Raw genomic sequence first — 12,590 nt, 5'->3', positions numbered from 1 at the left:
GCCAAGGATTTACCCCATGCTGTTGCGCCAACCCCCACTACTGTTTACCGCCCTGACCCTCAGTTCACTGGCGCACGCCGACACCCTGCAACTGGCCCCGGTCGAGGTCTCCAGCAGCGAAGCCAGCGCTGGCGAGGTGGCCCAGGCGCAGCTCAAGAGCGTGCCCGGTGGCACCAATTTCATCGATATGAGCAGCGTGCAACAGGGGCGCGTCAGCACCAACGAAGACGTGTTCAAGTACCAGGCCGGCGTCTATGCCAAGGCGGCGAATAATGAAGGCGTGAAGCTGTCGATCCGCGGTTCCGGCCTGAACCGCAGCCCCGGCTCCCACGCCTCGGGCCTGTATGAAATGCTCGACGGTTTGCCGCTCACCGGCCCCGGCGGCACGCCCTATGAACTCAAGGATCCGCTGTGGCAAAGCCGCGTCGAGGTGCTGCGCGGCGCCAACGGTTTTGACCAGGGCGCCCTGGCCCTGGGTGGCTCGGTCAACTATGTCACGCACACCGGCTATGACGCGCCGAAGTTGCAGGTGCGCTATGAAGTGGGCAGTCGCGGTTATGCCCAACGCGAAATCAGCTCCGGCCAGGTGCTGGGCGACGCCGACTACTACATCAGCCTCACCGACTCCGAATCCGACGGCTACCAGCACCAGAGCGCCGGCACCGGCAAGGGCATTGCGGCCAACTTTGGCTACCGGTTCAACCCGGACCTGGAGACGCGCTTCTATTTTCGCTACCGCGAAACCACCAACGACAGCCCCGGCAAGCTGACGCGCTACCAGATCAGCCACGATCCAACCGCCGCCAACAGCCTCAACGCCGCCCGCGACTCGAAACGCCTGCAGCCGGGCTCGACCTGGATCGCCAACAAGACCACCTTGCAGCTCGATGACACTTCCCGCGTCGAGGTGGGGCTGGCCTATCACGACTACCCGATGGATTTGCGCGAAGGGCTCAACCGCCTGAAAGTCGCCTACACGGATGTCAGCGGCACCCTGAACTACATTCGCCAGGACAGTTGGTTCGGCCACGACAGCAAAACCACCATTGGCCTGCGCACCACCCAGGCGATGCCCAACAACGGTGCCTCGGAATATGTGCGCGTACCGTCGAGCAACCCCGCCACCTATTACGCCCCCGGCACCAAGACCCGCGACTACAGCTACCTGGGTTCCGACACGGTGTTGCATATCGGCAACGAGCTGGAACTGGTGCAAGACCTGTGGCTGACCACCGGCCTGGCTGCGATCTACACCCGCCGCGAAACCCAGGTCAGCTACCCGCAAGGGCAGGCGCCGCTCAGCCAGCATGATTGGGACTACGCGCCGCGCATTGGCCTGCGCTATGACTTCACCCCGCAGTTGCAGGTGTACGGCAACCTGAGTCGCTCGGTCGAACCGCCGCACGCGTGGTCGATGATTTGGGGCTCCAACAAGTATTTCACCGGCGGCCCGGCCAAGGGGCTGGCCCGCGAAGGCGTGAGCTTGCGCAATCAGACCGCCACTACCCTGGAGATAGGCGGGCGTGGTGAGCAATGGTTCGGCCAGTGGGATTTGGCGTTGTATCGCTCCGAAGTGCGTCACGAACTGCTCACAGTGGAGACCCAGGCGCAGACACAGAGCAGCAGCGCCGTCGTGGCCGAAGCCAACGCCAGCCCCACCGTGCACCAGGGCGTGGAGTTGAGCCTGCTCAGCCCATTGTGGGACGGCGGTGGTAATGGCCAGTTGGCCTTGCGCCAGGCCTACACCTACAGCGATTTCCACTACCGTGACGACGACCGCTTCGGCGCCAACACCTTGCCGGGCATCCCCAAGCATTATTACCAGGCGCAAGTGCGCTACAGCCACCCGACTGGTTTCTACACCAGCCTCAACACCGAGCACGCTTCACGGGTGGCGGTGGATTACGCCAACTCTTACTACGCGGCGGCGTACACAACGCTGGGCGCCACTTTCGGCTATGACGCGCCGAAACAGGACTGGCAAGCCTGGGTTGATCTGCGCAACCTCACCAACCGGCGTTATGCCAATACCGTCACGCCGGGGTATGACGACAAGGGGTTGGATGTGGCCCGCTCCACGCCGGCCGATGGGCGCGGTATCTATACCGGTGTGTCGTGGAGCTGGCGCTAAGCCAATTTAACTGTCAGCCAGGTCTAACTGTGGGAGCGAGCTTGTGTGGGGGGCTGGCTTGTGTGGGAGCTGGCTTGCCTGCGATGCAGGCGCCTCGGTCATTCAGTTGAACTGAGGTGATGCCATCGCAGGCAAGCCAGCTCCCACAAAAGCCAGCTCCCACACAGACCAGCATCCACTCAGACCAATTCCCACACAAGCCCGCCCACGGCATCCAGCCCACCCGAGTGGCCCTTGCCCCGCCACAGTTTTACTGGCATTGTTCGCTCAATTGGTAATCTTTCCCATTTGAGAAGTTTTTGCGCATGCATGACATTCCGGCCGCGCCGGGCGATTGCGCCCGTCAGCAGACCCTTACGGCGATGTACAGCGAGCACCATGGCTGGTTGCACGGCTGGCTGCGCAAAAAACTCGGGTGTTCCCAGTACGCTGCCGACCTGGCCCACGATGCGTTTATCCGCGTGTTGATGCTGGCCGATCCGCACACCATCAAGGAGCCTCGCGCCTTTCTCGCCACCACCGCCGGGCGCCTGTTGATCGATGGGGCGCGGCGCCGCCGGATCGAAAAGGCCTACCTGCAAGCCCTGCTGGTGCAGTGTGAAGACGCCGGCATGCCCGACCCGGCCGCGATCCATGTGGCGCTGCAAGCCCTGGAGCGCATCGCCGAGATGCTCGCCGGCCTGCCGGCGAAAACCCGTGAAGCCTTCCTGTTAAGCCGCCTGGACGGGCTCACCTACAGTGAGATCGCCACGCGTCTTGAGGTGTCACCCAGCACGGTCAAAAACTACCTGTCCACCGCGCTGGTGCATTGCTACCACAGCCTGTACGGGGCGGACCCGTTGCCGTGAACGCCGAACAGATCATTCAACAAGCGGCGAATTGGCTGACGCGGCTGCACGACGAAGACGTCAGCGATGCCGAGCGCCACGCCTTCAATACCTGGTGTCAGGCCGACCCGCGCCATGCAGTAGCCATTGAGCGTATGCGCTCGCTCTGGGGTGGCTTCGATACGTTGCCCGCGCAACCGGCACGCATCGCCCTGAATCGCGCCTTTGCGCCCCAACGTTCGCGCAGGGTGCAGGCCTTGGGGGTGCTCGGCGTAGTGCTGTGCGGCTGGTTCGGTGTGCAGCACATGCCGGTGTGGACGGCCGACCAGCGCACCGGCATCGGCGAGCGCCGCCAGGTTGCTCTTGAGGACGGCAGCCAGTTGCAGCTCAACAGCAACTCGGCGGTGGACGTGAAATTCGACGGCCACCAGCGCGTGATCGAACTGCTGCAAGGCGAGCTGTGGGTTGACGTGGCCAAGGACGCGCAACGGCCGTTCGTGGTACGCACCGATCAAGGCACGGCCACGGCCTTGGGCACGCGCTATCTGGTTAAGCGCGCGGCGGACGGCAGCACCCTGGTCACGGTGATCGAGTCCACCGTGGCGGTCCAAGGTGACACGGGCGAGGGCGTCAAGGTCACGGCCGGGCAGCGCGCGATTCTTGATCATGGCCACGCGGGGCCTGCACAGGCCAGCGGCAGCGCCGACCCGGATGCCTGGACCCGTGGCCTGCTCAAGGTCAACGACCAACCGCTGAGTGAGGTGCTGCAAACCCTGGCCAGCTACCGCCACGGCTTGGTGCGCTTTGATGCCCAGGCGTTGAAAAACCTGCGTGTGTCCGGGGTGTTCAAGCTCGACGACACGGCGGCGGCGCTCTCGGCGCTGGCCGATAACCTGCCGATTCGGGTGGAGTACTTCACCGACCTGATGGTGGTGGTCAAACTGCGCTAGATCAACCTTCGTGCTGGCGCAGGCGCTTGTACAGGGTGTTGCGGCTTACGCCCAGTTCACGCGCCAGGTGGGAGATGTTGCCGCCCGCTGCTTTCAAGCGTTGGCTCAGGTCGCTGTTGTCTTCCAGGCTTGGCTGGGTGGGCAAGGGCGCGGTCACGTTCAGGTCGACAAAGAAATCATCCGGCAGATGCTCCGGTCGCACCGGCTGCTCCTCGGCCATCGCCAGCGCCACCTGCAACACGCTGCTGACCTGGCGCAGATTGCCCGGCCACGGGTGTTGCTCGAACAACGCCAGCACTTCGGCACTCAGCCCGGCCCATTGGGTCGGTTCACGGTGCTGCTGCCACAGCTGCTGGAACAGTGCCTGCTTGTCGGTGCGTTCGCGCAGGGGCGGCAGTTCCAGGGTCAGGCCACCGATGCGGTAGTACAAATCCTCACGAAAGCGCCCGGCCTGCACCCAGTCGCGCAGCACACGGTTGGTGGCCGAGATAATGCGCAAGTCCACCGGGAACAGCTCGCTGCTGCCTACCGGCTGCACGCAGCGCTCCTGTAGCACCCGCAGCAAGCGGGCCTGGGTCGGCAAGGGCATGTCGCCAATTTCATCCAGAAACAGCGTGCCCTTGTCCGCCTTGCGGATCAGGCCGATGCTGCCTTTCTGGTTGGCACCGGTAAAGGCGCCTTTTTCATAGCCAAACAGCTCGGACTCGACCAGTTCGGCGGGGATCGCTGCACAGTTCACCGCAATGAACGCCTGTTTGCTGCGCGAACTGGCCTGGTGCAGGGCTTTGACGAACACCTCTTTGCCAACGCCGGTCTCGCCGTGTATCAACAACGGAATGTCTTTTTCCAACAAACGCTCAGCCTGGCGCACGGCCTTTTCTACGCGCACATCGCCAAAATGCAGGGTCTGGATGCCCATCGGCGCAGGTTTTGTGGGCTTGGGCTCAGCAAAGACCCGCGCCTGCACCGGCATCTTCTGCGGCCGCTTCAATAAACACTGGAACCGATTGCGGCCCGCGGCCTGTAACGAGAACGGCAAGCCCTCGGGTTGATTCAACAATTCCAGCAGCGAGACTTTAAACAAACTGTCGATCAGCACCCGCGACAAACTGATGCCCAGCAAGTTGTCGGCGCGGCGGTTGGCCGACAGCACCTGGCCGCTGTCATCAAAGATGATCAGGCCCGCCCACTGGCTGTCGAGGTTGTTCAGGCCGGTGTTGAAGGTCAGTTGGAAATGCTCGCCGCGAAACAGGTTGAGGATCAGCCGGTTCTCGACGGTCTGGCTCATCATCTTGACCATGCCCAAAGTGTGGGAGGGCGGCAGGTAGCTGTCGCTGGACACATCCAGCACCGCGATGATTTCACGCTGGGCATCGAAAATCGGCGCCGCGGAGCCGGTCATGAAGCGGTTGGCCTTGAGAAAGTGTTCATCGTGCTCGATATGCACCGCCTGGGCACAGGCCAGCGCAGTGCCGATGGCATTGGTGCCGCTTGAGCGCTCCCTCCAACTGGCACCGGCACTGAAGCCGCGCGCCAGCTTCGGCTCGATAAAACGCTGGGTGCCCCACGAGGTCAGCACCTGGCCCTGGTTGTCGGCCAGCATGATCAGGCAGTTGGAATTGCTGAGGATGTTTTCGTAGTAGGGCAGCACTTCCTGATGGGTGGTCTGCACCAGGGAATGCTGGCTTTCGAGCAACTGGCTGATGCCTTCGGCGGGCAGTTGATCAAAGCTGGGGGTGCTCTGGTGGTCCAGTCCAAAGGCGCGGCAACGGCGCCAGGATTCCTGGATAAGGGTGTCGTGTGCGAGGGGTTCGGCCATGGGGGCGACCTTTTTTTATTTTTATTGTTATCAAGCCTTACGCCGTCCAACTGTGGGAGCTGGCTTGCCTGCGATGGCGGTTTGTCAGCCACCGAATTGGCAAGCTGGACCATCGCTATCGCAGGCAAGCCAGCTCCCACATTAAATCTGTGGCGCCCATCGATTGTTGTTCAGAACTGTTCAATGTCAACCCGCTTAATGTTCAGTTGTTCAGCGCTGGTTGTTCATTTGTGTTCATGCCTGAACATCCTGTTCAACCCATTTCCTTACAGATCAACCACCTGCCACTTCTGGCACGAAACTCGCTCTTACGAATGGCCAGAATCATTCCAATAATAAAAAGGGCGTGTCATGTCATTGACCCTGGAACATGTCTCCCGCGTTGTCGAAGGCCAGACCTGGATCGACGACGCCAACCTGCGTTTCGAAGCCGGTTCTTTCAACGTATTGCTCGGCCGCACGCTGTCCGGCAAGACCAGCCTGATGCGCCTGATGGCCGGGCTGGACAAGCCCGACAGCGGCCGCATCCTGATGAACGGCGTAGACGTCACCCACAAGCCGGTGCGCCTGCGCAACGTGTCGATGGTCTACCAGCAGTTCATCAATTACCCGACCATGACCGTGTTCGAAAACATCGCCTCGCCGTTGCGCCAGGCCGGTGTGTCCAACGAACTGATCCACAGCAAAGTGCTGGAAACCGCGCAGATGCTGCGCATCGAGAAGTTCCTGCAGCGCCACCCATTGGAGCTGTCCGGTGGCCAGCAGCAACGCACGGCCATGGCCCGCGCCTTGGTCAAAGACGCTGAGCTGATCCTGTTCGATGAGCCGTTGGTGAACCTGGACTACAAACTGCGCGAAGAGCTGCGTCAGGAAATGCGCGAACTGTTCAAGGCGCGCCACACCATTGCCATCTACGCCACCACCGAACCCAATGAAGCCCTGGCCCTGGGTGGCACCACCACCATCCTGCACGAAGGCCGGGTGATCCAGAGCGGCAGGGCCGCCGAGGTGTATCACCAGCCCCAGACGGTGCTGGCCGCCGAGCTGTTTTCCGAGCCGCCGATCAACCTGATGCCGGGGCGTATCAGCGGCAATGAAGTGAGTTTTGCCAATGTCGTGCACTTCCCGTTGAACGTGGATCTGCGTCCCATCGGCGAAGGCGAGTTCCGGTTTGGCGTGCGCCCCAGCCATATCAGCCTGGTGCCGAGCAACGACGATGACCTGGAACTGGCGGTGACCGTAGAGGTGGCCGAGATCAGCGGTTCGGAAACCTTCCTGCACGTGCGCAGCGAGCATTTCCTGTTGGTGCTGCATTTACCGGGGGTGCATGAGTACGACGTCGACGCGCCGATCCGCGTGTATATCCCCACCCATAAACTCTTTGTGTTCGATGGCCAGGGCCGTTTGGTCCAGGCCCCCGGGCGCCGCGTCGCGAGGGTTGCCTGATGGCCGAGATCCATTTGCAGAACCTCGCGCACAGCTACAGCCCTACACCCAATGGGCCTGAGGACTACGCCATTCGGGCCATGAACCATGTGTGGGAGCAGGGCGGTGCCTACGCCTTGCTCGGGCCATCGGGCTGCGGCAAGTCGACATTGCTCAACATCATCTCCGGCTTGCTCAGCCCGTCCGAAGGCCAGGTGCTGTTTGACGCTAAAGTGGTCAACGAGCTGACCCCGGAGAAACGCAATATTGCCCAGGTGTTCCAGTTCCCGGTGGTGTACGACACCATGACGGTGTTCGACAACCTGGCGTTTCCCCTGCGAAACCAGGGCATGGCTGAGGCGAAAATCCACAGCAAGGTGCAGGAAATTGCCGAAGTCCTCGACCTGCAAGCCCTGCTGAGCAAAAAAGCCCGCAACCTCACCGCCGATGAAAAGCAAAAAGTTTCCATGGGCCGTGGCCTGGTGCGCGATGACGTGTCGGCGATCCTGTTCGACGAACCGCTGACGGTGATCGACCCGCACCTCAAATGGAAACTGCGCCGCAAGCTCAAGCAGATTCATGAGCAATTCAATATCACCATGGTCTACGTCACCCACGACCAGCTTGAGGCGTCGACCTTCGCTGACAAAATCGCGGTGATGTATGGCGGGCAGATCGTGCAGTTCGGCACGCCGCGTGAGTTGTTCGAGCGGCCGAGCCACACCTTTGTCGGCTATTTCATTGGCAGCCCTGGGATGAATCTGATCGAGGTGCAGGCCGAAGCCGGTGGCGTGCGCTTTGCCAGTACGTTGCTGCCGTTATCCGAGGCGTTGCAACAGCGCCTGCGCGAGGCGGACTACAAAAAGCTGCAGGTGGGTATCCGCCCGGAATTTATCCACGTGTGGGACGAGTACAACCCTGACGCGCTGCAGGCCGACGTCGTGCATGTGGAAGACCTCGGCACCTACAAGATCATGACCCTCAACCTCGACGGCGCGTCGTTGAAAGTACGCCTGGCCGAAGACAAACCGGTGCCCGAAGGCAAAGCCTCGATCAGTTTTCCCGCGCAGTGGTTGATGGTGTACGCCGACGATTACCTGCTGGAGGTGCAGCCATGAACAAGGTGCAGAACAACAAGGCCTGGTGGCTGGTGTTACCGGTGTTCCTGCTGGTGGCGTTCAGCGCGGTGATCCCGATGATGACCGTGGTCAACTATTCGGTGCAGGACATTTTCGACCAGTCCAGCCGCTATTTTGTCGGTGCCGACTGGTACAAACAGGTGCTGCTCGACCCCCGCCTGCATGACTCCTTGCTGCGCCAGTTCATCTACTCGGCCTGCGTGCTGTTGATCGAAATCCCGCTGGGCATCGTCATCGCCCTGACCATGCCCACCAAGGGCCGCTGGTCGTCACTGGTGTTGATCATCCTGGCGATTCCGCTGCTGATCCCGTGGAACGTGGTCGGCACCATCTGGCAGATTTTTGGCCGCGCCGACATTGGCCTGTTGGGTTCGACGCTCAACGCCATGGGCATCAACTACAACTATGCGGCCAACACCATGGACGCCTGGGTGACGGTGCTGGTGATGGACGTGTGGCACTGGACTTCGCTGGTGGCGCTGCTGTGTTACTCGGGGCTGCGTGCGATTCCGGACGTGTACTACCAGGCAGCGCGGATTGATCGCGCATCCGCTTGGGCGGTGTTCCGACATATCCAATTGCCAAAGATGAAAAGCGTGCTGCTGATCGCGGTGATGTTGCGCTTTATGGACAGCTTCATGATCTACACCGAGCCTTTCGTGCTGACGGGCGGCGGGCCGGGTAACGCCACCACGTTCCTCAGTCAGACCTTGACCCAAATGGCCGTAGGCCAATTCGACCTGGGCCCGGCGGCGGCGTTTTCCCTGGTGTATTTCCTGATCATCCTGTTGGTGTCATGGCTGTTCTACACCGCCATGACCCACTCCGACGCCAACCGCTGAGGCCGCCAACATGAGCAAGCGCAAGGTTATCCCGCTGCTGATCTACATCCTGTTTCTGCTGGTGCCGATCTACTGGCTGCTGAACATGTCCTTCAAGAGCAACACCGAAATCCTCGGCGGGCTGACCCTGTTTCCGCAGGACTTTACCCTGGCCAACTACAAGGTGATCTTCACTGACCCGAGCTGGTACACCGGCTACCTCAACTCGCTGTACTACGTGAGCCTGAACACGGTGATCTCCCTGAGCGTGGCGCTGCCGGCGGCCTATGCGTTTTCGCGCTATCGGTTCTTGGGCGACAAGCACCTGTTCTTCTGGCTGCTGACCAACCGTATGGCGCCGCCGGCGGTGTTTTTGCTGCCGTTTTTCCAGCTGTATTCGTCCATCGGGCTGTTCGATACGCACATCGCCGTGGCGCTTGCGCATTGCCTGTTCAACGTGCCGTTGGCGGTGTGGATCCTGGAAGGCTTTATGTCCGGCGTGCCCAAGGAAATCGACGAAACCGCCTACATCGACGGCTACAGTTTTCCCAAGTTTTTCGTGAAGATTTTTATCCCGTTGATTGGCTCCGGTATCGGTGTGACGGCATTTTTCTGCTTCATGTTTTCCTGGGTCGAACTGCTGCTGGCGCGCACCTTGACCTCGGTTAACGCCAAGCCGATTGCGGCGGTGATGACGCGCACGGTCTCGGCCTCGGGCATTGATTGGGGCGTGCTGGCAGCGGCGGGGGTGTTGACCATTCTGCCGGGCATGCTGGTGATCTGGTTTGTTCGCAACCACGTGGCCAAGGGCTTTGCCCTGGGCCGGGTCTAGAGGATTCGATGATGGAATGGATGGCCTGGACCACCCCCACCGCACTGTTCTTTGTGACGATTGGCCTGCTGCTGGCAGGCATGACCACCTGGGAACTGCGTTCGCCGAGTATTCCTCGGCGCGGTTTGTTGCCGATCAGCACCACCCGTGGTGATCGTTTGTTTATCGGTCTTCTCGGCAGCGCCTACCTGCATTTGCTGGTGATCGGCGTTACCGACTGGAGCATCTGGGTGGCGTCTGCGCTATCCCTGGTATGGCTGTTGAGTGTGATGCGTTGGGGCTAGTGCCCTTATGAATAAACCACCAGGAGGTCTCTATGTTGAATAAAAACAATAAGCTGCGACATAGCATTTCATTGGCCGCCGTACTGGCCTTGAGCGGTTTGAGCGCCACGGCCTGGGCCGATGCGTACGAAGATGCCGCGAAAAAATGGATCGGCAGCGAGTTTAAACCGTCCACCCTTACCGAAGCCCAGCAGCTCGAAGAGTTGAAGTGGTTTATCAAGGCGTCGGAACCGTTCCGTGGGATGAAGATCAACGTGGTGTCGGAAACCCTCACCACCCACGAGTACGAATCCAAGGTACTGGCCAAGGCCTTCAGCGAAATCACCGGCATCAAGCTGACCCACGACCTGCTGCAGGAAGGCGACGTGGTGGAGAAGCTGCAAACCCAGATGCAGTCCGACAAGAATATCTATGACGGCTGGGTGAACGATTCCGACTTGATCGGTACGCACTTTCGCTATGGCAAGACCGAATCCATCACCGACCTGATGGCCAACGAAGGCAAGGCCTTCACCTCGCCGACCCTGGATATCAAGGACTTTATCGGCATCTCGTTCACCACCGCGCCAGACGGCAAGATCTACCAGTTGCCCGACCAGCAGTTCGCCAACCTCTACTGGTTCCGCGCCGATTGGTTTGAGCGCGCGGACCTCAAAGCCAAGTTCAAGGAAAAATACGGCTACGAGCTGGGTGTGCCGGTGAACTGGTCGGCCTATGAAGACATCGCCAAGTTCTTCAGCGAAGACGTCAAGGAAATCGACGGCAAACGTATCTATGGGCACATGGACTACGGCAAAAAAGACCCATCGCTGGGCTGGCGCTTCACCGATGCCTGGTTCTCCATGGCCGGCGGCGGCGACAAGGGGCTGCCTAACGGCTTGCCGGTGGACGAGTGGGGCATTCGCGTGGAGGACTGCCACCCGGTAGGCTCCAGCGTGACCCGTGGCGGCGACACCAATGGCCCGGCCGCGGTGTTTGCCACGCAAAAGTACGTGGACTGGATGAAAGCCTACGCGCCTCCGGAAGCGGCGGGCATGACCTTCTCCGAATCCGGGCCGGTGCCGTCCCAGGGCAATATCGCCCAGCAGATCTTCTGGTACACCGCGTTTACGGCCGACATGACCAAGCCGGGCCTGCCGGTGGTGAACGCCGACGGCACGCCGAAATGGCGCATGGCGCCGTCGCCGGTCGGGCCGTATTGGGAAAAGGGCATGAAAAAGGGCTATCAGGACGTGGGTTCCTGGACCTTCCTGAAGTCCACGCCCGAGAAGCAAAAACTCGCGGCGTGGCTGTACGCGCAGTTCGTGACCTCGAAAACCGTGTCACTGAAGAAAACCATCGTTGGCCTGACGCCGATTCGTGAGTCCGACATCAACTCCCAGGCCATGACCGACATGGCGCCGAAACTCGGCGGGCTGGTGGAGTTCTACCGCAGCCCGGCGCGGGTGGAGTGGACGCCGACCGGCACCAACGTGCCCGACTACCCACGCCTGGCGCAGTTGTGGTGGAGCAACATCGCCGCAGCGGCCAGTGGCGAGAAAACCCCGCAACAGGCGCTGGATAACCTGGCCAAGGAACAGGACGCGATCATGACGCGCCTGGAGCGTTCCAAGGTGCAGCCGGTGTGCGGCCCAAAAATGAACCCGGAGCGGGATGCGCAGTACTGGTTTGACCAGCCGGGCGCGCCGAAGCCCAAGCTGGCGAATGAGAAGCCCAAAGGGGAGACCGTGGCTTATGGTGATCTGTTGAAGCAGTGGGAGGCGGCGCGTAAATAACCCATAGGCCGAAACACTGTACCTGTGGCGAGGGAGCTTGCTCCCGCTGGCCTGCGTAGCAGGCCCATTTTTGGGGCCGCTGCGCAGCCCAGCGGGAGCAAGCTCCCTCGCCACAAGGGCAGGTAAACACTAGGTCAGGCGGCCTGCGGCTGAACCTGCAACTGCCCATCCACATCCTTGACCAGCTCACTGGCCAAAAACAGCGGCGCCAAGCGCTTGTGAAGTTGCGGCTCGACAAACTCCTTCACCGTCTCCAGCACCAATACGCCACTGAGCGGCAGCTCGGCCTTGGTGTATGACAGCCACGCCTTCTTCAACACCATCAACACATCGCTGCCCGCCGTGGAGGCAAAGCGGCGGTGCGTGGGTTTGCCGTCGAAGTTGAAGGTGTGCTGGAACGCGTAGCCGGTTTCGTCACCGTTGGCGGCGCTGCAGCGCACGCAGGTGCATGGGCCATCGCCGAATGCGCTGCGCAGGTAAGCGTTGAAGTCCACCACGGGCTTGAGTGACAGGCGCTTATCGACCTCGAACAGATCCCCAGTCATTTTATCGTCAGTGTTCAACGTCCATTTCCTCGCAGGTTGGCA

Annotated in this window: 11 protein-coding genes; 9 read left to right on the top strand and 2 right to left on the bottom strand. The window is 61.0% G+C overall.

Annotated elements, in window-relative coordinates:
* Positions 1–16 precede the first annotated feature (16 nt).
* The 3 genes from HX790_RS19430 (at position 17) to HX790_RS19420 (ending at position 3,908) form a co-directional block, all read left to right on the top strand.
* Positions 17–2,131, top strand: a complete 2,115-nt coding sequence (locus HX790_RS19430; RefSeq protein ID WP_176991960.1) for a TonB-dependent receptor domain-containing protein — start codon at positions 17–19, stop codon at positions 2,129–2,131.
* Positions 2,132–2,436: 305 nt separating this feature from the next.
* The gene (locus tag HX790_RS19425) at positions 2,437–2,979 is read left to right on the top strand and encodes a sigma-70 family RNA polymerase sigma factor (protein WP_017137723.1); all 543 of its coding nucleotides are present in this window, start codon (positions 2,437–2,439) and stop codon (positions 2,977–2,979) included.
* Positions 2,976–3,908: a FecR family protein gene (locus HX790_RS19420; protein ID WP_176991959.1), complete on the top strand. Its 933-nt coding sequence runs from the start codon at positions 2,976–2,978 to the stop codon at positions 3,906–3,908. Before HX790_RS19425 ends, HX790_RS19420 begins: the two co-directional genes overlap by 4 nt.
* A gap of 1 nt (position 3,909) precedes the next feature.
* Here the strand turns inward: HX790_RS19420 and HX790_RS19415 are convergent, their stop codons facing one another.
* Positions 3,910–5,727 (bottom strand): sigma-54-dependent Fis family transcriptional regulator, encoded by a 1,818-nt coding sequence (locus HX790_RS19415; protein ID WP_017137725.1) that lies wholly within the window; start codon positions 5,725–5,727, stop codon positions 3,910–3,912.
* A gap of 351 nt (positions 5,728–6,078) precedes the next feature.
* On the opposite strand from HX790_RS19415, the gene HX790_RS19410 reads away from it, so the two are divergent.
* Genes HX790_RS19410 through HX790_RS19385 form a run of 6 tightly spaced genes read left to right on the top strand, consistent with a single transcriptional unit; the run spans position 6,079 to position 12,003 of the window.
* Complete coding sequence (locus tag HX790_RS19410; protein ID WP_017137726.1) at positions 6,079–7,173, top strand: ABC transporter ATP-binding protein; 1,095 nt, start codon at positions 6,079–6,081, stop codon at positions 7,171–7,173.
* The gene (locus tag HX790_RS19405; protein WP_017137727.1) at positions 7,173–8,270 is read left to right on the top strand and encodes an ABC transporter ATP-binding protein; all 1,098 of its coding nucleotides are present in this window, start codon (positions 7,173–7,175) and stop codon (positions 8,268–8,270) included. The genes HX790_RS19410 and HX790_RS19405 overlap by 1 nt, the downstream gene beginning before the upstream one ends.
* A complete protein-coding gene (locus tag HX790_RS19400; protein WP_176991958.1) occupies positions 8,267–9,133 on the top strand; it encodes a carbohydrate ABC transporter permease in 867 nt (288 codons plus the stop codon). The genes HX790_RS19405 and HX790_RS19400 overlap by 4 nt, the downstream gene beginning before the upstream one ends.
* A 10-nt stretch (positions 9,134–9,143) precedes the next feature.
* Positions 9,144–9,944, top strand: coding sequence for a carbohydrate ABC transporter permease (locus HX790_RS19395; protein WP_003174634.1), 801 nt, complete (start codon positions 9,144–9,146; stop codon positions 9,942–9,944).
* An 11-nt stretch (positions 9,945–9,955) separates the two neighbouring features.
* On the top strand, positions 9,956–10,228 hold the full coding sequence (locus HX790_RS19390) for a DUF2160 domain-containing protein (protein WP_026013758.1): 273 nt from the start codon (positions 9,956–9,958) through the stop codon (positions 10,226–10,228).
* Between the two features lie 32 nt (positions 10,229–10,260).
* Positions 10,261–12,003, top strand: a complete 1,743-nt coding sequence (locus HX790_RS19385) for an ABC transporter substrate-binding protein (protein ID WP_017137730.1) — start codon at positions 10,261–10,263, stop codon at positions 12,001–12,003.
* A 134-nt stretch (positions 12,004–12,137) separates the two neighbouring features.
* Here HX790_RS19385 and HX790_RS19380 read toward each other — a convergent pair whose 3' ends face one another.
* Positions 12,138–12,566, bottom strand: coding sequence for a hypothetical protein (locus tag HX790_RS19380; RefSeq protein ID WP_017137731.1), 429 nt, complete (start codon positions 12,564–12,566; stop codon positions 12,138–12,140).
* Positions 12,567–12,590: the final 24 nt, after the last annotated feature.

Source organism: Pseudomonas sp. IPO3747 (assembly GCF_013385245.1).
Taxonomy (GTDB): domain Bacteria; phylum Pseudomonadota; class Gammaproteobacteria; order Pseudomonadales; family Pseudomonadaceae; genus Aquipseudomonas; species Aquipseudomonas edaphica.
This window is presented reverse-complemented; position numbering and strand designations above follow the sequence as displayed.